Source organism: Vibrio splendidus (genome assembly GCF_024347615.1).
In the GTDB taxonomy this organism is placed as follows: Bacteria; Pseudomonadota; Gammaproteobacteria; order Enterobacterales; family Vibrionaceae; genus Vibrio; species Vibrio splendidus.
The window spans coordinates 3,018,450-3,039,059 of the sequence record NZ_AP025508.1; the positions used below are offsets into that span (position 1 = coordinate 3,018,450).

22 protein-coding genes are annotated in these 20,610 nt (G+C 44.3%); 10 read left to right on the forward strand and 12 right to left on the reverse strand.

The features are described 5' to 3' along the window. Window positions 1-9: 9 nt before the first annotated feature. From OCU90_RS13365 to rpsB, 6 genes are all read right to left on the reverse strand, one after another. The gene (locus OCU90_RS13365; RefSeq protein WP_004734347.1) at window positions 10-852 is read right to left on the reverse strand and encodes a phosphatidate cytidylyltransferase; all 843 of its coding nucleotides are present in this window, start codon (window positions 850-852) and stop codon (window positions 10-12) included. A 15-nt stretch (window positions 853-867) separates the two neighbouring features. Further along, on the reverse strand, window positions 868-1,620 hold the full coding sequence (locus OCU90_RS13370) for an isoprenyl transferase (RefSeq protein ID WP_029222668.1): 753 nt from the start codon (window positions 1,618-1,620) through the stop codon (window positions 868-870). A 98-nt stretch (window positions 1,621-1,718) separates the two neighbouring features. Then, window positions 1,719-2,276 carry a ribosome recycling factor gene (gene frr, locus OCU90_RS13375; protein WP_004734349.1) on the reverse strand — a complete coding sequence of 186 codons (558 nt, stop codon included), beginning with the start codon at window positions 2,274-2,276 and terminating at the stop codon, window positions 1,719-1,721. 98 nt (window positions 2,277-2,374) lie between these two features. Next, window positions 2,375-3,106, reverse strand: coding sequence for a UMP kinase (gene pyrH, locus OCU90_RS13380; protein WP_017072669.1), 732 nt, complete (start codon window positions 3,104-3,106; stop codon window positions 2,375-2,377). A gap of 156 nt (window positions 3,107-3,262) precedes the next feature. Continuing rightward, window positions 3,263-4,108: a translation elongation factor Ts gene (tsf, locus tag OCU90_RS13385; RefSeq protein WP_061022351.1), complete on the reverse strand. Its 846-nt coding sequence runs from the start codon at window positions 4,106-4,108 to the stop codon at window positions 3,263-3,265. Window positions 4,109-4,245: 137 nt separating this feature from the next. Further along, window positions 4,246-4,977, reverse strand: a complete 732-nt coding sequence (gene rpsB, locus OCU90_RS13390; RefSeq protein WP_032500394.1) for a 30S ribosomal protein S2 — start codon at window positions 4,975-4,977, stop codon at window positions 4,246-4,248. Window positions 4,978-5,435: 458 nt separating this feature from the next. Here rpsB and map point away from each other — a divergent pair, with 458 nt between their 5' ends. The 3 genes from map (at window position 5,436) to OCU90_RS13405 (ending at window position 9,676) form a co-directional block, all read left to right on the forward strand. After that, complete coding sequence (gene map, locus OCU90_RS13395; protein ID WP_061022353.1) at window positions 5,436-6,314, forward strand: type I methionyl aminopeptidase; 879 nt, start codon at window positions 5,436-5,438, stop codon at window positions 6,312-6,314. Window positions 6,315-6,452: 138 nt separating this feature from the next. After that, window positions 6,453-9,074, forward strand: coding sequence for a bifunctional uridylyltransferase/uridylyl-removing protein GlnD (gene glnD, locus OCU90_RS13400; RefSeq protein ID WP_004734353.1), 2,622 nt, complete (start codon window positions 6,453-6,455; stop codon window positions 9,072-9,074). A gap of 218 nt (window positions 9,075-9,292) precedes the next feature. Then, window positions 9,293-9,676, forward strand: a complete 384-nt coding sequence (locus OCU90_RS13405) for a DUF3461 family protein (RefSeq protein ID WP_004734354.1) — start codon at window positions 9,293-9,295, stop codon at window positions 9,674-9,676. Between the two features lie 125 nt (window positions 9,677-9,801). Here the strand turns inward: OCU90_RS13405 and truC are convergent, their stop codons facing one another. Together truC and OCU90_RS13415 are read right to left on the reverse strand one after the other, a co-directional pair. Further along, on the reverse strand, window positions 9,802-10,551 hold the full coding sequence (gene truC / locus OCU90_RS13410; protein ID WP_029406022.1) for a tRNA pseudouridine(65) synthase TruC: 750 nt from the start codon (window positions 10,549-10,551) through the stop codon (window positions 9,802-9,804). Then, complete coding sequence (locus tag OCU90_RS13415; RefSeq protein ID WP_004734356.1) at window positions 10,551-10,865, reverse strand: YqcC family protein; 315 nt, start codon at window positions 10,863-10,865, stop codon at window positions 10,551-10,553. The genes truC and OCU90_RS13415 overlap by 1 nt, the downstream gene beginning before the upstream one ends. An 87-nt stretch (window positions 10,866-10,952) precedes the next feature. Between OCU90_RS13415 and OCU90_RS13420 the strand changes: the two genes are divergently transcribed. Both OCU90_RS13420 and OCU90_RS13425 read left to right on the forward strand, forming a co-directional pair. After that, window positions 10,953-11,993: a DUF3549 family protein gene (locus OCU90_RS13420; protein ID WP_017079398.1), complete on the forward strand. Its 1,041-nt coding sequence runs from the start codon at window positions 10,953-10,955 to the stop codon at window positions 11,991-11,993. 125 nt (window positions 11,994-12,118) lie between these two features. Further along, window positions 12,119-12,427 carry a DUF3301 domain-containing protein gene (locus OCU90_RS13425; protein ID WP_004734358.1) on the forward strand — a complete coding sequence of 103 codons (309 nt, stop codon included), beginning with the start codon at window positions 12,119-12,121 and terminating at the stop codon, window positions 12,425-12,427. Here the strand turns inward: OCU90_RS13425 and OCU90_RS13430 are convergent. Beyond that, window positions 12,393-12,911, reverse strand: a complete 519-nt coding sequence (locus OCU90_RS13430; protein WP_004734359.1) for a GNAT family N-acetyltransferase — start codon at window positions 12,909-12,911, stop codon at window positions 12,393-12,395. The genes OCU90_RS13425 and OCU90_RS13430 overlap by 35 nt on opposite strands. Window positions 12,912-13,680: 769 nt before the next feature. Between OCU90_RS13430 and OCU90_RS13435 the strand changes: the two genes are divergently transcribed. The 3 genes from OCU90_RS13435 to OCU90_RS13445 all read left to right on the forward strand — a co-directional run bounded on the left by OCU90_RS13435 (window position 13,681) and on the right by OCU90_RS13445 (window position 15,370). Next, window positions 13,681-13,965, forward strand: a complete 285-nt coding sequence (locus tag OCU90_RS13435) for a hypothetical protein (RefSeq protein ID WP_004734360.1) — start codon at window positions 13,681-13,683, stop codon at window positions 13,963-13,965. 89 nt (window positions 13,966-14,054) lie between these two features. Beyond that, window positions 14,055-14,498: a YaiI/YqxD family protein gene (locus OCU90_RS13440; RefSeq protein ID WP_004734361.1), complete on the forward strand. Its 444-nt coding sequence runs from the start codon at window positions 14,055-14,057 to the stop codon at window positions 14,496-14,498. Window positions 14,499-14,614: 116 nt separating this feature from the next. After that, window positions 14,615-15,370 (forward strand): MipA/OmpV family protein, encoded by a 756-nt coding sequence (locus OCU90_RS13445; protein ID WP_061022355.1) that lies wholly within the window; start codon window positions 14,615-14,617, stop codon window positions 15,368-15,370. Window positions 15,371-15,475: 105 nt separating this feature from the next. Here the strand turns inward: OCU90_RS13445 and OCU90_RS13450 are convergent, their stop codons facing one another. The 3 genes from OCU90_RS13450 to OCU90_RS13460 all read right to left on the reverse strand — a co-directional run bounded on the left by OCU90_RS13450 (window position 15,476) and on the right by OCU90_RS13460 (window position 17,837). Further along, window positions 15,476-17,062, reverse strand: a complete 1,587-nt coding sequence (locus OCU90_RS13450; protein WP_004734363.1) for an AbgT family transporter — start codon at window positions 17,060-17,062, stop codon at window positions 15,476-15,478. A gap of 387 nt (window positions 17,063-17,449) precedes the next feature. Further along, a complete protein-coding gene (gene ykgO / locus OCU90_RS13455) occupies window positions 17,450-17,575 on the reverse strand; it encodes a type B 50S ribosomal protein L36 (RefSeq protein WP_010436457.1) in 126 nt (41 codons plus the stop codon). Between the two features lies 1 nt (window position 17,576). Beyond that, a complete protein-coding gene (locus tag OCU90_RS13460; protein WP_004734366.1) occupies window positions 17,577-17,837 on the reverse strand; it encodes a type B 50S ribosomal protein L31 in 261 nt (86 codons plus the stop codon). Between the two features lie 124 nt (window positions 17,838-17,961). Here OCU90_RS13460 and tsaA point away from each other — a divergent pair, with 124 nt between their 5' ends. Further along, window positions 17,962-18,657, forward strand: a complete 696-nt coding sequence (gene tsaA / locus OCU90_RS13465) for a tRNA (N6-threonylcarbamoyladenosine(37)-N6)-methyltransferase TrmO (protein ID WP_061022357.1) — start codon at window positions 17,962-17,964, stop codon at window positions 18,655-18,657. Window positions 18,658-18,758: 101 nt separating this feature from the next. Next, window positions 18,759-20,474, forward strand: a complete 1,716-nt coding sequence (locus OCU90_RS13470) for a proline--tRNA ligase (RefSeq protein WP_061022359.1) — start codon at window positions 18,759-18,761, stop codon at window positions 20,472-20,474. The last annotated feature ends 136 nt before the right edge of the window (window positions 20,475-20,610 follow it).

Genomic DNA, 20,610 nt, shown 5'->3' on the forward strand with positions numbered 1-20,610 from the left:
CCTTTATTATTAGAATGCTAAATAAAGCAGAGCAAAGACAGGGAATGCAGCCGTTAAGCTATCTATTCTATCAAGTATACCACCATGACCAGGAATCAGATTACTGCTGTCTTTCACCCCTGAAACACGCTTAAACATGCTTTCAACAAGGTCACCAAGAACAGAGATAACGACAGTCACAAGGGTAATTACAATCATGTGAAGAGGGCTTGTGAATTGGATATCAAATAAGTCAGCAAAAATCCAAGCTATGATCACCGCTGTAATAATGCCACCAATAAGACCTTCAATCGTCTTATTAGGGCTTACCGCTGGCGCCATCTTACGTTTACCAAAACTCTTACCAGAGAAGTATGCGCCGCTATCTGCAGCCCACACGAGCAAGCAAACAAACATCACTAGCTTTGCACCATGGTAAGGATCCGCATCGATACCGTTAGCGCGCAGAATCACCACACTCCAGAAAAATGGCAGCAGAGTCAGCACGCCAAATGCGTGACGAAGGAGAGAAGAATCTTTCCATGCGGGCATAGACTTAGGATAAGTCACTGCCATACCACTCGCTATTACCCACCAAATAGAGCCAATCGTTAGAATGGTGTAGTGAGCGCTAGATAAATGATTAAGGCTAAATGCATCAAAAGGGATAAAAGCAAAACTTGCAGCACTGACTACAACCGTTGGAATCAGCGCTAAATAACGCGATTTGCTTTCAACAAACTGAGTCCACTCCCAAAAGCCCAATAGCGAGATTACTGCTAGTGAAAGAATAAACGTGGGAAGTGATAACTCGAAAATACCTAGAATAACTAGGGGAGCTAAAATCAACGCCGTAATAATTCGTTGTTTCAAACCAAAAAATCCTTATTAACTGTCCATCAGAGCTTTAATTTGCTCACCAGTGCATCCAAAACGACGCTCGCGGTTTACAAACCAAGTCACAGCTTCTACTAAGCTGTCTTCATTAAAGTCTGGCCAGAATTGTTCAGTGAAATACATTTCGGCGTAAGCCAATTGCCAAAGCATAAAGTTACTAATGCGGCACTCGCCACTGGTGCGGATAAGTAGGTCAACTTCAGGAATATCTGCCATAGTCAGGTGCTGTGTAATCATAGCTTCATCAATGTCATCTACATTAATATCGCCAGACTTTACCTGTTGAGCAATTGAGGTCATTGCCTGCTGGATATCCCACTTGCCGCCATAGTTAGCAGCAATATTAATAACCATACCCGTATTGGTGCTAGTCAAAGCTTCTGCTTCTTCTATCTTCTTTTGTAGTCGATCATTGAAACGACTTTTATCACCAATAACACGCAATTGTAGATTATTTTTATGAAGTTTTTTCACTTCACTCGACAGCACTGAAATAAACAGTTCCATCAAGATACCGACTTCTTCTTCAGGACGACGCCAGTTCTCGCTACTAAACGCAAAAAGTGTAACGGCCTTAATGCCAAGTCTGGCAGATGAAGAGATGGTTTTACGAACGGCTTGAACACCGTTTTTATGACCAAAGACGCGAGGCTTACCCTGAGCTTTTGCCCAGCGGCCATTACCATCCATAATGATAGCAATGTGTTTAGGAAGAGAGTCTGTGAACGCTTGAGAATTATGCATAAAAGAGTGAATCAAATTCTAATAGTCGAACAGAGTAGCATAAAAAAACGCTGAACCGTGAGTACAGCGTTTTTCCGGAAAGAAAAGAATATGGAAAATTAAACTTCCATCAACTCTTTTTCTTTAGTTGCTAGAACTTCATCTACGTTCTTAACCGCAATGTCAGTTAGCTTCTGAATTTCGTCTTGTGCTCTACGATCTTCATCTTCAGAGATTTCTTTGTCTTTCAGAAGTGCTTTTAGATCGCCATTCGCGTCACGACGGATGTTACGGATAGCAACACGGCCACCTTCAGCTTCACCACGAACGATTTTAACGAGGTCTTTACGACGCTCTTCCGTTAACGCTGGAAGTGGTACACGAATAACCGTGCCAGCAGACATAGGGTTTAGGCCTAGGTCAGATGTCAGGATTGCTTTTTCAACTAAAGGAGTCAGTGTTTTATCAAACACTGTAATTGCTAGTGTACGTGCATCTTCTGCAATAACGTTAGCAACTTGAGCCAAAGGCGTTGGTGCACCGTAGTACTCTACAGTAAGACCAGACAGTAGGCTTGGGTGAGCACGGCCTGTACGAATCTTTTGCAGGCTATTTTTAAGTGCATCTACACTTTTATCCATACGCTCTTGAGCGTCTTTTTTGATTTCGTTAATCACAATTTCACCTTGATTATGTTCTTTCTTCAAGAAAGCTTTTTATTTGGAGTGATAAGGATAAGCTTACCAAAGCATAACACCTCAGTAAGCCCGAAAAATTAGTCAGCGTCGCTGATTAATGTACCTTCAGTTTCACCCATAACCACGCGACGTAATGCGCCTGGTTTATTCATGTTAAATACACGGATTGGCATTTTGTGATCACGTGCTAGCGTAAATGCAGCCAAATCCATCACTTTAAGTTCTTTTTCAAGAATAGTGTTGTAAGACAACGTATCATACAGCTCTGCGTCTGGGTTTGCTACTGGGTCAGCAGTAAATACGCCATCTACCTTTGTCGCTTTTAGAACTACGTCAGCTTCAATTTCGATACCACGTAGACACGCAGCAGAATCTGTAGTGAAGAATGGGTTACCAGTACCAGCTGAGAAGATCACAACACGACCTTGACGTAGTTGGCTGATTGCATCTGCCCAGTTGTAGTCGTCACACACACCTTTAAGAGGGATAGCTGACATTACACGTGCATTTACGTAAGCACGGTGCAGGGCGTCACGCATTGCAAGGCCGTTCATTACCGTTGCTAGCATACCCATGTGGTCACCAACAACGCGGTTCATACCTGCTTCAGCAAGGCCTGCACCACGGAAAAGGTTACCGCCACCGATAACAACGCCTACTTGAACACCTAGTTCAACCAATTCTTTTACTTCTTGAGCCATACGATCAAGGACCGTCGCGTCAATACCAAAACCTTCTTCGCCTTGTAGTGCTTCGCCGCTAAGTTTTAACAGAATACGTTGATACGCCGGTTTAGGGTTCGTAGTCATGGAGTTTACCTTCCAAAGAGTTGATGATTAACAGTCATGGATAAAAACTGAAGAGCTCAGTTTGCATTCATAACAGCTAACAGCCGAAAAATAATTCATTATTCATAAAAAGACCGCAGCATTTGCCACGGTCTTTTTCAATCAATACACTAAGGATTAACCTTGTTGTACCGCTGCAACTTCGTCTGCGAAGCTCATTTCAGCCGCTTTCTCGATACCTTCACCAACTTCTAAACGAACGAAGGTAGTAACTGATGCGCCTTTCTCTTTAAGAATGTCAGCAACAGTTTTCTTAGGTTCCATGATGAAAGCTTGACCAGTAAGAGATACTTCGCCCGTGAATTTCTTCATACGGCCGATAACCATTTTCTCAGCGATCTCTTGTGGTTTGCCTTCGTTCATAGCGATTTCAACTTGAACAGCTTTTTCTTTTTCTACTACGTCTGCAGGTACGTCAGATGGGTTAACGTACTCAGGCTTAGAAGCAGCAACGTGCATAGCGATGTGCTTAAGCGTTTCAGCTTCGCCTTCACCAGCAACAACAACACCGATTTTCTCGCCGTGACGGTAAGAAGCTAGTGCAACACCTTCAACTAGCTCAACGCGACGGATGCTGATGTTCTCACCGATCTTAGTTACTAGAGCGATACGTGCGTCTTCAAATTTAGCTTGAAGTGCAACGATGTCTAGACGTTCAGCTAGAGCAGCTTCAGCAACTTCGTTAGCGAATACAAGGAAACCTGCATCTTTAGCTACGAAATCAGTTTGGCAGTTCACTTCAAGAAGAGCAGCAACGCCAGCGTCTTCTTTAATGATGATTGTGCCTTCAGCAGCAACGTTACCAGCTTTTTTAGCTGCTTTCGCTGCGCCAGACTTACGCATGTTTTCAATTGCTAGCTCGATGTCGCCTTCAGCAGCAACAAGCGCTTTTTTACATTCCATCATGCCCGCAGCTGTGCGTTCACGAAGTTCTTTAACTAGAGCTGCAGTTACAGTTGCCATTCTCTATTCCTCAGTAAATTCTAAAAAAGATAAAAAACAGGGGCCTAATTAATTGGCCCCTGATATTGACTGTATTCAGTTCTTAAGCCATCGATTATGACCGCTTAATGTGAACTAAATATGGCTCAGAGCCGCTATTATTCAGCTTCTACAAAACCGTCTTTTTCAGCAGCTACAGCAGCAACATCTTTGTTACGACCTTCTTTAACCGCGTCTGCAGCAGCGTTTAGGTAAAGCTGTACTGCACGGATTGCATCATCGTTACCAGGGATAACGAAGTCAACACCGTCTGGGTTAGAGTTAGTATCAACTACAGCGTAAACTGGGATACCTAGGTTGTTTGCTTCTTTAACTGCGATGTGTTCGTGATCAGCATCGATAACGAATAGAGCGTCTGGAAGGCCGCCCATGTTCTTGATACCACCAAGAGATTTCTCTAGCTTCTCCATTTCACGAGTACGCATTAGAGCTTCTTTCTTAGTAAGCTTGTCGAAAGTACCGTCTTGAGCTTGCGCTTCAAGTTCTTTCAGACGCTTGATAGACTGACGAACAGTTTTGTAGTTCGTTAGCATACCGCCTAACCAGCGGTTGTTAACGTAGAACTGGTTGCTGTTGATAGCAGCTTCTTTAACAGCTTCAGATGCAGCACGCTTAGTACCAACAAAAAGAACTTTACCTTTCTTCTCGCCAACTTTAGCAATTTCAGCTAGAGCTTCGTTGAACATTGGTACAGTTTTTTCTAAGTTGATGATATGAACTTTGCTACGAGCACCAAAGATGAATGGCTTCATTTTTGGGTTCCAGTAACGAGTTTGGTGACCGAAGTGAACACCAGCTTTAAGCATATCGCGCATTGATACAGTTGCCATTTTAAAATCCTCTATGGGGTTAGGCCTCCACACTCCCCATGAATCCGACCCCTAACAACTAACCACTTTTCAGCCGTTATCTGTGTTGTTGAGGCACCCCGGAACATGTGTCGGAATGTGTGTGATTTAAAGAAATAAGTTAGTGGACACAAAGCTTGTTTCGCCAAATGGAGAAAACAGTCCTGATGTCCGGCGCGCTTTATACCATATTTTGTCTATCTATGGCTAGAAAAAAATCTAAAAATGGCGACTGCTATACTGATCTTTGACACTGTATTTCTCTTATAAAGAGTATCAATAACACAAGAGACAAACTGTATAAATTTGAACACTATTCAATCAGACTTAGTAATGTCCACCCGCATTATATGGGTATCAGAATGTTGCGCTAAAATACTGCACTGCTAGAATAGCCCCAATATGCACACTTAGGTGCTACCAAATTTAAGAGATATGCAATGGCTGTAAAAATTAAAACTGCTGAAGAAATTGAAAAAATGCGCGTTGCCGGCAAGCTGGCTTCAGAAATTCTAGAGATGATTGAACCTCACATCCAAGTGGGTACAACGACAGAAGAGCTAAACCAAATCTGTCATGAGTACGCTCTAGAAAGAGGCGCATACTCAGCACCACTTGATTACCACGGTTTCCCTAAGTCAATCTGTACTTCTATCAACCACATCGTGTGTCACGGTATTCCAGCATCACAAGATGAGACGGGTAGCACAGGTCAATTCAAACCTGCAGTACTAAAAGATGGCGACATTCTAAACGTTGATATCACTGTGATTGTTCCTGATGACGAAAATGCTGATCTAAGTGTTCGTCCACAAGGCTACCACGGTGACACATCTAAGATGTTCCTTGTGGGTGAAGTTTCTCCAGCAAACAAACGTCTGTGTATGGTTGCTCAAGAAGCACTTTACGAAGGCATGCGTCAGGTTAAACCAGGTGTTCAACTTGGCCAAGTCGGTACTGCTATTGAGAAGTACATCAAAACAAACAACAAGAACAACCCACGCGCTAAATTCTCTATTGTAAAAGATTACTGTGGCCACGGTATTGGTTCTGAGTTCCACGAAGATCCACAAGTCGTTCACTACAAAAACAGTGACCGTACCGTACTGAAAGCAGGCATGTGTTTCACTATCGAGCCAATGATTAATGCGGGTAAGTTTGGTTGTCGTCTAGATGACGAAGATAGCTGGACAGTGTACACAGCAGACAGCAAGAACTCAGCTCAGTGGGAACACACTCTAGTTGTAACGGATACTGGTTGTGAGGTACTAACACTACGCAGCGACGATACGATCCCACGTATCATGAAGAACGCTTAGTTCAACAAGCTGAATACCTCAGACTTTTAAAAATATCCTCGCATGTCGAGGATATTTTTTTATCCGCTCAATTTCGATTTTCCATCAGCTTCTGTTAAATTGTTTACTATTCTCATTTGCTTGCACGGATAGCAGACTATGCCTTATCAATGTCCCCTTACGTTCAATGAAGAACAAATTGAAATCTGCGAAATAAAAAATCAGCTCGAAATCTTCACGCAGTATCAAAAAAATGAATTTCTGAATCATCATCCAGTCACCGATTTGGTGCTGCTTCGTTCCGAATACATGGATTTGCTTCTCAATCGTTTATGGGAGCACTTTGGATTCAACAAACTGCCTCATATTTCACTTGTTGCGGTGGGAGGCTATGGCCGTGGTGAACTACACCCTTTGTCCGATATTGATATCCTCATTGTCTCGCAAAAAACACTGCCACCCGCACTGGGTGAAAAAGTCAGTCAATTCATTACCCTACTCTGGGACTTGAAACTCGAAGTCGGCCACGCGGTGCGTACCATTGCAGAGTGTCTTGAGATCGGCACCGATGATTTAACCGTTGCCACTAACCTGCAAGAATCGCGCTTACTGTGTGGCAGTGAAGACACCTTCCAAGAGCTGAAGCTAAAGATTCATTCCGATTCATTTTGGCCAAGTGAGACGTTTTACAAAGCCAAGATTCAAGAACAGAGAGAGCGTCATGCTCGCTACCACGACACCACCTATAATTTAGAACCGGACATAAAATCGACTCCGGGAGGACTCCGAGACATCCACACCCTGAGCTGGGTTGCGCGTCGACATTTTGGTGCAACGTCTTTATTGGAGATGAGTAAATACGGCTTTCTAACCGATGCTGAATATCGTGAGTTGGTCGAGTGCCAAGATTTCTTGTGGCGTGTTCGCTTTGCACTGCACATTGAACTGCGCCGTTACGACAACCGTCTCACATTTGCCCATCAAGCTCAGGTAGCGGAACACCTGGGTTACAGTGGTGAAGGCAACCGTGGCGTCGAGATGATGATGAAAGAGTTCTATCGAACACTTCGCCGCGTAGCTGAGCTCAATAAGATGCTGCTTAAGTTGTTCGATCAAGCGATCATCAATGGCGGTCAAACACAAGAAGCCGAGATTCTCGACAACGACTTCCAACGTCGAGGTTCATTGATCGAAGCGCGTAAGCCGGCCTTATTCCAAGCGAGACCAGAAACGATTCTCGATATGTTTATCCATATCGCGAATGACTCTTCTATCGAAGGGGTAAGCCCACCAACATTGCGACAACTTCGAACCGCACGTCGCCGATTGAATCGCTTCTTGCATACCATTCCTGAAGCTCGTGACAAGTTCATGGATTTGGTTCGCCACCCAAATGCACTGCACAAAGCCTTTAGTTTGATGCACAAATTGGGCGTGCTATCGGCCTATTTGCCACAGTGGAGCCAAATTGTTGGTCAAATGCAGTTTGATCTGTTTCACGTTTACACCGTGGATGAACACAGTATTCGCCTACTCAAACACATCAACCGCTTTGGCCAAATCGAGAACCACGATAAACACCCTATCTGTTGTGAAGTGTATCCACGAGTTCAAAAGAAAGAGCTGTTGATTCTGGCGGCTATCTTCCACGACATCGGTAAAGGCCGCGGCGGAGACCACTCAGAAATTGGCGCTGTAGAAGCTTACTCTTTCTGTATTGAACACGGGCTATCAAAGCCAGAAGCCAAACAAGTCGCGTGGCTAGTACAAAACCACCTGTTAATGTCAGTGACCGCTCAACGCCGTGATATCTACGATCCGGACGTAATCACAGAGTTCGCCAAGAAAGTTCGCGACGAAGAGTCGTTAGAACTGCTGGTGTGCCTAACGGTAGCCGATATCTGTGCAACCAACCCAGAACTATGGAACAGCTGGAAACGTACCCTACTCGCAGAACTGTTCCATTCTACGCAGCGCGCACTGCGTCGCGGCTTGGAAAACCCAGTCGATGTCAGAGACCGTATTCGTCATAACCAGCAAATGGCATCTGCACTGCTGCGTAAAGAAGGCTTCACGGCTCGTGAGATTGAGGTGTTGTGGCAGCGTTTCAAAGCTGACTATTTCTTGCGTCATACACACACTCAAATCGCATGGCACTGTGAACACTTACTTCGCTTAGAAGATCCGAGTCAACCTTTAGTGCTTATCAGCCAAAAAGCGACACGTGGCGGCACAGAGGTATTCGTTTACTGTAAAGACCAAGCGGCACTTTTTGCGACCGTGGTTGCCGAGCTCGACAGACGCAACTTTAACGTTCACGACGCACAAGTCATGGTCAGTAAAGATGGCCACGTTTTGGATACCTTTATCGTACTGGATCAGCACGGCGAAGCGATTGATGAAGCAAGACACAAAGCCGTCGCTAAGCATCTAACTCATGTTCTGGCTGATGGCCGCCCAACTAAGATTAAGACTCGTCGTACGCCACGTAACTTGCAGCATTTCAAGGTAAAAACCTTAGTTGAGTTCCTACCAACCAAGAGTAAAAAACGCACCTTGATGGAATTAAGAGCTCTTGATACGCCGGGGTTGTTGGCTCAAGTCGGTGCAACCTTTGCAGAATTAGACATTAACTTGCACGGTGCGAAAATCACCACCATAGGTGAGAGAGCTGAAGATTTGTTTATTCTGACCAGTGACGCGGGAGGAAGACTGTCTGAAGAACAGGAACAAGCGCTAAGAGAAAGGTTAACAGAGCATGTTTCAGAACTCGCACCTTAGAAAGCTAATTTAGTGCTAGAAGTAAGTTATGACTAGGAAACAAGTTTAGCTCTAGGAACAGCTTTAATAACCAAATAAGTGTGGGCAAAGATAGAGAGCGATCTTGCCCACAACTTACAATCAATTCACAGATATCAACTATCTAGCTCGTCGTTAGGCTGCTACATTGATCAAGTCAATTACATAAAAGTATTACATTCATAACCTAGAGGTCGCTTATGTATCCAAACCTCACTGGCTTAGGTATCCACGAACCTAAACAGATTGAACGTTACTCCCTTCGCCAAGAAGCTCATAAAGATATCCTGAAGATTTACTTTCGTAAGCAGAAAGGTGAACTGTTCGCGAAAAGCGTTAAGTTTAAGTACCCACGACAAGTAAAAAGTGTGCTTGTTAGCGGCGGCAATAATCAATACAAAGAAGTGACAGAGATTAACCGCAACCTCACTCTTGTGATTGATGAGCTCAACAAGATCACCAAACCGACGCCAACCGCTGAAGTCGATGTGAAGCAGAAGATCCTTACCGACTTACGCCACTTAGAGAAGGTTGTATCAAGTAAGATCGCAGAGATCGAAGCCGATCTAGAAAAGCTGAAATGATCCCGCGATGAGCGACTAACTAACATTAGTTTTACCGCTAAGATTGCATAGACACAAAAAGGGCTGATATCACTATCAGCCCTTTATTTTTATTCTATTTTCTATGTTTACTAGACGCCTGGTCTTTACTTAGACGACCGTGCTTCAGCATTCACCAAGCTGGTATCCCACTCAAAGGTTTCAAACAACCTTAGCCACGTTTCATCTAGGCTGGCCTTCATTACTAATTCTTTCTTTGTAAAAGGATGAATGAAACGCAACTCAGAAGCGTGCAACAACAAACGGTGCGAATCTAAATCATCGCGGAACAGCCGGTTGTGCTTACCGTCACCATGTGAAGTATCGCCAACGATTGGATGTCTTAGATGAGCCATGTGACGACGCAGCTGATGTTTACGTCCTGTCTTAGGCATCATCTCAACTAAGCAATAACGACTGGTAGGAAAACGGCCTGTTGAATACGGCACTTCGACTTTCGCTAACGGCTCGTAAACGGTAACAGCTTCTTGTGGTTCTTTATCTTCTTTTGCAAACTTGTCTGCGATCTTATCCAACTCGACCTTGAGCGCATAATCGAGCGTGTCGCCCTCTTCTATCCAACCACGAACAATCGCATGATAGGTTTTTTGCATCTCATGGTTAGCGAACATAGGCATCACCTGTGAAGCAACCTCGCTCGACAACGCAAACACCAACACACCAGATGTCGGTCTGTCTAAGCGATGCAATGGAAATACATGCTGACCAATTTGATCTCGCAGTGTCTGCATAACAAATTGAGTCTCGTGTTTATCGAGCCATGAGCGGTGTACTAGCATGCCGGCTGGCTTATTCACCGCGACAAAGTACTCATCTTGATAAATGATCTCTAACATTACGCACATACCTCATCAATGCTCTGAATCGTCACTAGCAGTTCAGCTTTTTCTGCCTCATTTTTCCATACTTCACCAAAATAAGGATGAATCGCAAAGCCTCTCGGTAGGCTCATTTGGGCATCCATCATTGCGTTGATCTTTACGATAAAGATCCACTGCAACCACTCTTCTGGCTGTAGCGAGTCAATCGCAAAAGGCTCAACGCTCGCCAGAGCTTCATCCGAAGGTGAAACATCGCTCCATAGGGAACATTGGCGCATTTGTTGTTCTAATTGTTGAAGTAAAAGAGGTAACTTTGTGGCTGCTGTCATTTTTCACCAAGTTATTTATCTAGTGACCTTGAAATTGGGGCATAGAGTACCATCTATTTAGGAAAGAAAGTTAGGAGCTTTATTACTATGGAAACCATTCACACGCTCACTCAGTTGCTAAAGAATAGCGGTTGCCAATACGATATCTACGACCTCGGTCGCCGTATCCAGAAGATCGACAACACCCTATTCTCTGATGTTGAGCAGGGGAAACAACCATACCCGTTTCCACTTCAGAAACAAGCTCACTTAGCCATTAGCTACTGGAACGAACACAAACAGCCATGGATTTGGTTTCTAAAATTCAAGCTAGACGAAAGAGGCCTACTGCATCAAGGCGATGTGGGTAATTTTCTTAAGTTTGTTATCGAAGCGATGGGCACGCGTTTAAACGGTGACATCAGCGAAGAGCAACAGCAAAAGCTGTCAAACAACCCTTATACCTTCAAGCCTTCTGAAGACAAAATGGCTGTATTTCATAGCCAAGTAAGAGCAGGTTTAGACCTTGCGACGAGCCAATATTACGAGCACGCTCAGCATTACTTCACAGGTGAGCTTGGTTGGGATAACTGGAAAACGGTTGGACTACAAGGCATCACCGATATGTGCGCGCGTTTAGGCAGCCAACAAAACGGTGTCTCTATTCGCAAAGCCATCAATAAGCTGCCATCAGAACCGCTATACGCGACGTTAGGCGCGCTTGAGCACACACAAATCAATGACAAACTCGCGCAACGCTTACAAGAGCTTGCAGAGAATGAGATCGCTAGTAAAGAGCCTGATTTGTTCTTACTTTCAGCCTTGGTTCGTGCCCTTTCCGGTGCAGAACAAGGGATCGCGAATAACATCATTAACCAAGTTCTGGCTAGCCCACGCTTGAGCCACCAAGAAGTGTTGATTGGTTTAGCGGGTCGCAGCTGGCATGCGCTACAAGACCCCGCGATAGCTGAGCAATTCTTGCTACGTCTCGCACAAACGGGCAATCAAAACCTGTTCAATCAGTTATTTGCAGATTTGGTGATGATTCCGACACTAAGAATGGTATTTTTACCCTTATTGAATTCGAACCCATCACCTGAGCTCGCCAACGCATTGATTGAGTTACAACAAGCGGCTAAGTCGCAATAGCAGGGTAAATCAATACCGGATTAACTGAAGCACGTGCTGGCTCAAGTAACGGACCAGTTCAATAGCTCGTAAGAGCATGCTCAAAACACGATTGGAATAGAGAGATAAAAGGAAGTATGGATTAAATGATAGATAACTTATTGGCTATTTTGATGCTGTGCTTCTTTTGCTTTTTCTTTTGGCAGCAGCGCAGGCAATCAGAGCTTGCGAAAACTGCCATTGCGAGAAAATGTAAAGAGCTCGACTTGCAGCTATTAAGCGTTGCCTTCAGTGGTCATAAATTTAAGATGCGCCATGAGCTAACCACCATTTGGCGCTGGCACACTGTGTACCAATTTGAGTTTTCAGCATTGGGTGATGATCTGTACCAAGGAAAACTGACTATGGTCGGCTTCCGCTCTATGCGGTTTGAGCTACAGCCTCATAGAATGTAACGTCGCAAAACTCGGTATAACGATATTCATGATAAGGGCCAAACTGATCTTGTTTGGTCTCTTTAAATGCAAAGCCTAACTTTTCGAGTAACTTAATCGATGGGTTATGACCGACATTAACGGTCGCAACAACATTCGTTAGGTGCTCTTCAAAACACACCAAACTGAAGAAAGGTTTTAGCACTTCGCTAGCAAGACCTTGATTCCAAAACTCCTTGTCTAGAATAAATCCCAGTTCATGCTTCCCTTCCTCAGACGAAACAAACAAATGCCCAAGGTATTCACGGGTTTGGTTATGGATAATGGCACGACAAAACCCAACGTTGTCGTTCAATATTTCTTGAAATAGGTGTTTTGCAGAGGCAATCGAATGCGGCCCGTTCATTTCAGCACGATTAATGGGGCAGCAATTCAACTTGATAAAGTCGTGTTGTAGCTGTTCGGTATAAGGTACCAACAGCGTTCTTGAGGTTGCTATCGTCATAAAACACTCCTTGTGTTGACCATTAGCAGAAAAGCAGATGTCGCGCGCTTAGGTAAAAGCTCCTGAATTAAAAAGAGCCTCCTAGATAGAGAAAAGCCTCAGGAAAAGAAAAGCCCCGACACCGAAGTGTCAGGGCTAGGGTCTTACTCGCAGCAGTCCGGCTACTAATAAATGCTCCATGCATCATCCATAATAGTGGCTGTAATCCTTCAGCTCTTTCCTTTACTTCGCCGTCCTAGCGGTGTCCAATCATCCTGAAAGCTAACAATCCTAGTTAGCGCACATCACTTGTTCCGTGAGCGGTGTCCTTTACATCGTCCTGATGCTAATCCAACCCTTTAAATCCTAAAGGTGTCCATTGTCATTCCGTTGCAGCTAACTTCCTGTTAACTGGCTGTATCCCTACAATGTCCTTACGCTCCATGCTTGACTACTCAATCCTAAGTAACCAAATCTTCATCCTGAAGATAACCAAATCCTTGGTGCTTTCCTGTTCCGTGTCAGAATCCTTCCGACAAGGTTTAATTTACGCGATTTAGGATTTTGGACAATAGATTTGCATCACACTTTCAATCCAATAAAGTTGTTAATTATATAAAACAAATAAAATTCAACACCTTAGTTATATGCACTTAAATCTCTCTAGTGATGTATTCGTGTTATCTCACAGCCTTTGTAAGAGATCTCTCACAAGCTATGGGCGGTTTTATGATTCGCTATCATTCACTGGAGCGAGTAAAATGACCAAAGACTAAAAATGGAGGTCAACATGCTGACAAAAGATGTGTCTGAAGAGTTGAAATCAGTGCTTGAAGGACTACAAGCACAAGGGAAAGAGCCGACAGTTGCTTTAGTTAAAGCTCGTATGAGCACATCCGTTCCGATGCCAGCTTTAATCATGACTATCAAAAGCTGGAAAAGCGCCAATCGCGTCCCTAAAGTGGAAGTCGCGACACAAGAAGAGCCGGCACTTGATCGTGTTAGCCAACTGGAAAAGCAAATCCTTGAACTTACCGCTCGCGTTGCCACGCTTGAAGCCAAATTAACTGAGTAATAAGTTAACTGAACAATAAGTTAACTGGCCAATAAGGCAACTGAGCAATAAGTTGACCGATAAATAAGCTAACAGAGAAATAGAACACTATGAAGATATGGGTTGATGCGGACGCTTGTCCAAAGGTTATCCGTGAAACAATCGTACGCGCAGCTGAACGCACAGGGGTGGAATGTACCTTTGTCGCGAACCATTTGGTTCCCGTTCCCAAGCGTAATAACATTCACTCAATTCAAGTCCCAAGCGGATTTGATATTGCAGATGATGAAATCGTAAAACGCACTGAACCCGGCGATCTGGTGATTACCTCTGACATTCCTCTTGCTGATGAAGTGATCACCAAAGGTGCGCTTGCTTTAAGCTCTCGCGGCGAGCTTTACACCAAAGAGACCATTAAAGCGCGTCTCAACATTCGTGACTTTATGGATACTATGCGTTCAAGCGGCATCCAAACTGGCGGACCAAGCACCCTTTCTCAAACCGACCGTCGTGAGTTCGCAAACCACCTCGATCGCCTGTTAGCTAAACGCTAACCGCGGTATTTGAATGACTACAACTTAGAAGTCGTCTCTTAACCGCTATAGCCCCGATGAAATTTTAATCGACATACTCCGTTCTTGATATTTATTACAATAACGGAGTCTTGCTTATGATTCGTCGAATCGCCCTCTCACTATCCATTCTTTTTGGTAACGCCCAACTTTCTTTTGCTGATGAAAGCTTTGCCGATGAGCTCTTTTCTGATCAAGAGTACGGAATCATCGGAGGCAGCATCACCTATGGTGAAAGTGTTTTCTCGACTAAAAGTGCCCCTCAATTTGGCGCGACACCCAACCTATTCTATTCAGGACCGAAAGGCTTTATTGATGGCAGCTTAGCCAATTGGCAACTGCTCCCTTACGTCGGGCTATCTGGAAATTGGCGTTTTGCTGAGGTGTCAGACACTTTTGTGGATCTACCTAACGGCATTCAAGACAGAGATGGTAATGGAGAGCTGGGGATAACCTTAGGAACGGTAGGCGCACGCCTTACCTACTTACACGATGTGACTTCAGAACATAACGGCTACGAAGTTCAGCTTCATTTAGGCAGAACATTAGAAACCTGGGCGCAGCCATTCACCATTACGCCTTACCTAGAAATCGATTATCGTGACAAAAAACTGTCCAATCACCTGTATGGTATTTCTAACACCGAATCTTCTGCCTCAGGGTTAAATCAGTTTGATGCGGGTTCGACGTTTGTTTATCAAGCAGGGTTAATCGGGCTTTATGAGTTTACGCCAACTTGGATTGGTATCGCACGCGCAGACTTGATTCATCACGACAGCGACAGCGCGTTGATACAACGAGACTTGGGCTGGTCATTCGAACTAGGCGTTACCTATCGGTTTGCGGGATTGTAAGTTTACTGACTCAAACAAAAAGAGCCTGCATCAATGCAGGCTCTTTGGTATCTCGTCTTTTATTCCGTTGATAAGCGAATCGAAATGTTCGCCTATCACCGTTCACTAAGGCGTGTAGTACGTTGCGGCGCCAGGACCTACTGGTAGACCAAATACGAATACCCATAGGTAGAACAAGATGCTCCAACCGAACATGAATACCATTGAGTAAGGCAACATGGTCGCGATCAGTGTACCGATACCTAGGTTCTTCATGTAGCGAGTTGCTACGGCAAGGATAAGACCGAAGTAGCTCATCATTGGTGTAATGATGTTCGTTGTTGAATCACCGATACGGTAAGCCGCTTGAATCGTTTCAGGTGCGTAGCCTACTAGCATTAGCATTGGAACGAAGATTGGCGCTGTTACTGCCCACTGTGCAGAAGCTGAACCGATCATCAGGTTAATGAAGCCACACATTAGGATGAATGCGAAGAACAACATTGGACCCGTTAGGCCAATATCCTGAAGGAATGTTGCGCCGCCTACAGCGACCACTTGACCGAAGTTCGTCCACTTAAAGAAAGCAACAAACTGTGCAGCAAAGAATACAAGAACGATGTACATGCCCATTGAAGACATAGACGTTGCCATTGCATTAATCACATCACGGTCATTCTTCATTGAACCCGTAACTTTGCCGTAAACAAAGCCAGGAATAGCAAAGAATACAAAGATAAACGCGACGATACTTTTCAGGAATGGAGAACCTGAAATCGTACCTGCCTCTGAACGCAAAACACCGTCAGCAGGAACCACAGTCCAAGCTAAAAGTGCGCTCACGATTAATACAGCAACACCCGCTAGCTTAAGGCCTTTCTTCTCAATTGCAGTAAGCTTACCCATTGAGTCATTTGAAAGATCTTCAGACGCGTCTTCATCGTTGTATTTACCTAACTTAGGTTCAACAATCTTCTCTGTTACCAATGCACCGGCAATCGAGATAAAGAAGGTCGAAACAAACATGAAGTACCAGTTTGATTCAGGGCCAACAGAGTAAGAAGGATCAAGCATTTGTGCCGCTGTTTCTGTAATACCAGAAAGCAGTGGATCAACCGTACCGATAAGTAGGTTTGCAGAATAACCACCAGATACACCAGCAAATGCTGCCGCTAGACCTGCTAATGGGTGACGACCCAATGAGTGGAAAAGCATTGCTGCAAGAGGGATAAGAACTACGTAACCCAGCTCAGATGCCGTGTTAGAGATAATACCGGCAAATACCACGGTTACAGTAACCATGCGCTGAGATGCGCCCATTACCATGCCGCGCATTGCCGCAGATAATAGACCTGAGTGTTCAGCAATCGCAACACCTAGCATTGCAACAAGCACGGTACCAAGTGGCGCAAAGCCAACAAAGTTCGAAACTAGATTCGTTACGATGAGTTGTAAGCCTTCAGCATTAAGTAAGCTTACAACGTGGATCATGCCATCAGCAGCACGACCGCTAGCACCTTCTGGGCGAGGATCCATTACAGATACTTCGAAGTAACCAGCAATTCCTGAAGAGACTAGGATTGCGACACAGAAGATTGCGAAAAGAGTGATTGGGTGGGGTAAAAGGTTCCCCAAATATTCAACGCCATCGAGAAAGCGGGTAAAAATTGGTTTCTTTGGCGAGTTGTTTTTTATTGAAGCTGATGAACTCATCAGTTCCCTCCTTGTAGTGATTCCTGTGCAATTGTGACAAAAATGTTCAAATTGCCAGCGCAGAGTACGCGACAAAATTATCAATTAGAAATTCAAAATGTTACAAAATGTGTAACAAATGACTACTTTTAACTCCATAAGAACAATTAATTAGCAAATAAATCTACATTAAATACAAAAACTAGATTTATAATTCACAGAAACACATTCACTACAAAAATAACTGGCGATATAACTCATTGATTCATTTAAAAATAAAACACAGCATACGCTAATTTAACACACAATATTCTGCAAGGTTCCTCTCGAAGGAAAAGAAAAACAGACAAATGAATGAAGTTTGACTTTCCCCTCGTTTTTACACTCGTGTCACATCAATTTGACTGACTATTTTTGAACCGCTTTGAATCTCGGGTTGGATTTACAGATGACATAGTGACGGCCTCTGCGCTTTACTATTTGGCAATCTGGATGACGGCTTTTCGCACTTTTAAGTGATTTTACAACTTTCATTCTATTTCGCTCCCTTACCTAATTGACCAAAGCGACGAGTAAAGTTAGCAACACGTCCCTCTTTATGTAGCACTCGCTGTTTACCCGTATAGAAAGGGTGCGACTTTGCAGACACTTCAATCGTGAAATAAGGGTAAGTATTGCCATCTTCCCATTCGATAGTACGTTCTGTTTTCAACGTTGAGCCAATCAAGAAGTACTCATCAACACTGGTGTCGTGGAACACCACTGTGCGGTAGTCAGGGTGGATATTCGGTTTCATTGTATTTCCCTAAACATTTAAATTGATACGTTATAACATATCAAATGATAATTATTATCAAAAGAAAAACAAGCGATTTTATGATATTTTTCCGCCATAGATCGTAATTAGAGAACGCCCACTCATGTACTCCATTGAACCTATTGGCTTTATAGAGTCTCCCTATAAAGAGAAGTTCGCGGTACCCAGGCAGCCTAGATTGGTGCCAACATCCACCTCAAGAGTCAGGTTGGTTGACGCAGCAAACTGCCTTGAGTCTGTTCGAGATATTGAGCAATTTAGCCATGTGTGGTTGTTGTTTTTGTTCGATAAGAACCTTGAAGCAGGCTGGAAACCAACCGTGAGGCCACCTCGCCTTGGCGGCAATGAACGTATTGGTGTCTTCGCGTCTCGTGCCACATTCAGACCCAATGGAATTGGCATGTCTGCGGTTGAACTCAAAGGTGTATCTCAAGAGAAAGGGCAGACTTGGTTGGATCTTGGCAGCGTCGACTTAGTAGACGGCACACCGATCATCGACATCAAGCCTTATATCCCCTACTCAGATTCGATCCCGGATGCATTGGGAGGGTTTGCCGCCGATGAACCAGAAGTGTTAGATGTGAACTTCTCGCAGCAAGCCCAAAGTAAGCTGTCTGGTCACCCACAGGCGCGCCATATCATTCAGGTGATCAAAGAAGTGCTAGGCCAAGATCCACGACCCGCCTATAAGAAAGGCAAGCCAGACAGTAAAGAATATGCGGTAAATTTGTTCGATCTTAACGTGAAATTCGTTGTTGAAACGCTTTTCATCAATGTTACCGACATTGAACGCTTTTGAGATCCCAAATAGGCTGATATTATATGCGGCTATATCAGATTTGCTGTGGTCACAAACGACAGCAAGTTTTCTTTTATCAATGATGAAACGGATACCATAGAATGCGTACCAGTAACTACCTTCTTTCTACTCTGAAAGAGACTCCAAACGACGCAGAAGTTATCAGCCACCAGCTGATGCTACGTGCAGGTATGATCCGTAAGCTAGCTTCAGGTTTATATACTTGGCTACCTACTGGTCTACGTGTACTGCGTAAAGTCGAAAATATCGTTCGCCAAGAGATCGATAATGCAGGTGCCGTTGAAATCTTGATGCCCGTAGTTCAACCGTTTGAGCTTTGGGAAGAGACTGGCCGTTCTGAAAAGATGGGTCCTGAGCTACTTCGTTTCACAGACCGTCATTCTCGTCCATTTGTTCTTAGCCCAACAGCTGAAGAAGTAGTGACGAGCCTAGTACGTAACGAGATCAGCTCTTACAAACAGCTACCTCTAAACCTGTACCAAATCCAGACTAAATTCCGTGATGAGCGCCGCCCTCGTTTTGGCGTAATGCGTGCACGTGAATTCTCGATGATGGATGCGTACAGCTTTGATATCGACAAAGAAGGCTTAGAAAAGTCTTACCAAGCGATGCACGATGCTTACTGTAAAGCATTCGACCGCATGGGCCTTGAGTACCGTCCAGTATTGGCAGACTCTGGCGCAATCGGCGGCAGCGGCTCTCAAGAGTTCCACGTTCTTGCTGAAAGCGGCGAAGACCTAATCGCATTCTCTTCTGAATCTGATTACGCAGCGAACATCGAGAAAGCAGAAGCACTAGCTCCTACTGAAGAAGTTGCAGCGCCTACTCAAGAGATGGAACTGGTTGATACGCCAAACGCAAAAACAATCGCAGAGCTTGTAGAGCAGCACGATCTAGCAATCGAGAAGACCGTTAAGACTCTATTCGTTAAAGCTTCTGATGAAGTAGATGCAGACATCATCGCACTGATCATCCGTGGTGATCACGAACTGAACGAAGTGAAAGCTGAAAATCTTCCACAAGTAGCTTCTCCGCTAGAGATGGCTTCTGAAGAAGAAATCCGTGCACTTGTTGGTGCAGGCCCTGGTTCACTAGGTCCTGTTGGCCTAGAGCTACCATTCATCGTTGACCGCTCTGTAGCAGTAATGAGTGACTTCGGCGCTGGCGCAAACGTAGATGGTAAGCACTACTTCGGCATCAACTGGGGTCGTGACGTTGAGCTTGCTCAAGTTGAAGACCTACGTAACGTTATTGAAGGCGACCTAAGCCCATGTGGTCAAGGTACTATCCAACTTAAGCGTGGTATCGAAGTTGGTCACATCTTCCAACTAGGTAATACTTACTCTAAAGCAATGAACTGTAACGTGCTTGGTCCTGATGGTAAGAGCGTAATCCTAGAAATGGGTTGTTACGGTATCGGTGTTTCACGTGTTGTTGCATCGGCTATCGAGCAAAACCACGATAAATTCGGTATCACTTGGCCAGACGCACTAGCACCGTTCCAAGTTGCTATCGTACCAATGAACATGCACAAATCTGAGCGCGTTAAAGAAGCCGCTGAGAAGCTATACGCTGAATTAACCGCTATGGGTATCGAAGTACTATTCGATGACCGTAAAGAGCGCCCAGGTGTTATGTTTAAAGATATCGAGCTTGTGGGTATTCCTCACACTATCGTTATCGGCGATCGCAGCATGGACGAAGGTAACTTCGAATACAAAAACCGTCGTACTGGTGATAAAGAAGTTATCGCAATAGACACGGTTATCGAGCACCTTAAAGCTCAACTAGCTTAGTAATTAAGTAACTGAATAAGTCTGTATTGACTAAATAATTGGTTACTCGCTAGATAAACATTGAAAGGCTGCCATTAGGTGGCCTTTTTTGTGCCTGTCATTTCGCTTCAAACTCCCTTCTATTTATCACTAGAGT

Excerpts from the sequence above, each read along its gene's own strand:
- glnD (WP_004734353.1), top strand. The coding sequence starts at position 6,453 with ATGCCTTATCAATGTCCCCTTACGTTCAATGAAGAACAAATTGAAATC.
- tsf (WP_061022351.1), bottom strand. The coding sequence starts at position 4,108 with ATGGCAACTGTAACTGCAGCTCTAGTTAAAGAACTTCGTGAACGCACA.
- OCU90_RS13445 (WP_061022355.1), top strand. The coding sequence starts at position 14,615 with ATGATTCGTCGAATCGCCCTCTCACTATCCATTCTTTTTGGTAACGCC.
- OCU90_RS13425 (WP_004734358.1), top strand. The coding sequence starts at position 12,119 with ATGATAGATAACTTATTGGCTATTTTGATGCTGTGCTTCTTTTGCTTT.
- OCU90_RS13415 (WP_004734356.1), bottom strand. The coding sequence starts at position 10,865 with ATGACAGCAGCCACAAAGTTACCTCTTTTACTTCAACAATTAGAACAA.
- OCU90_RS13470 (WP_061022359.1), top strand. The coding sequence starts at position 18,759 with ATGCGTACCAGTAACTACCTTCTTTCTACTCTGAAAGAGACTCCAAAC.
- OCU90_RS13430 (WP_004734359.1), bottom strand. The coding sequence starts at position 12,911 with ATGACGATAGCAACCTCAAGAACGCTGTTGGTACCTTATACCGAACAG.
- OCU90_RS13370 (WP_029222668.1), bottom strand. The coding sequence starts at position 1,620 with ATGCATAATTCTCAAGCGTTCACAGACTCTCTTCCTAAACACATTGCT.
- rpsB (WP_032500394.1), bottom strand. The coding sequence starts at position 4,977 with ATGGCAACTGTATCAATGCGCGATATGCTTAAAGCTGGTGTTCACTTC.
- ykgO (WP_010436457.1), bottom strand. The coding sequence starts at position 17,575 with ATGAAAGTTGTAAAATCACTTAAAAGTGCGAAAAGCCGTCATCCAGAT.
- OCU90_RS13460 (WP_004734366.1), bottom strand. The coding sequence starts at position 17,837 with ATGAAACCGAATATCCACCCTGACTACCGCACAGTGGTGTTCCACGAC.
- OCU90_RS13405 (WP_004734354.1), top strand. The coding sequence starts at position 9,293 with ATGTATCCAAACCTCACTGGCTTAGGTATCCACGAACCTAAACAGATT.
- OCU90_RS13420 (WP_017079398.1), top strand. The coding sequence starts at position 10,953 with ATGGAAACCATTCACACGCTCACTCAGTTGCTAAAGAATAGCGGTTGC.
- map (WP_061022353.1), top strand. The coding sequence starts at position 5,436 with ATGGCTGTAAAAATTAAAACTGCTGAAGAAATTGAAAAAATGCGCGTT.
- pyrH (WP_017072669.1), bottom strand. The coding sequence starts at position 3,106 with ATGACTACGAACCCTAAACCGGCGTATCAACGTATTCTGTTAAAACTT.
- OCU90_RS13450 (WP_004734363.1), bottom strand. The coding sequence starts at position 17,062 with ATGAGTTCATCAGCTTCAATAAAAAACAACTCGCCAAAGAAACCAATT.
- OCU90_RS13435 (WP_004734360.1), top strand. The coding sequence starts at position 13,681 with ATGCTGACAAAAGATGTGTCTGAAGAGTTGAAATCAGTGCTTGAAGGA.
- OCU90_RS13440 (WP_004734361.1), top strand. The coding sequence starts at position 14,055 with ATGAAGATATGGGTTGATGCGGACGCTTGTCCAAAGGTTATCCGTGAA.
- tsaA (WP_061022357.1), top strand. The coding sequence starts at position 17,962 with ATGTACTCCATTGAACCTATTGGCTTTATAGAGTCTCCCTATAAAGAG.
- truC (WP_029406022.1), bottom strand. The coding sequence starts at position 10,551 with ATGTTAGAGATCATTTATCAAGATGAGTACTTTGTCGCGGTGAATAAG.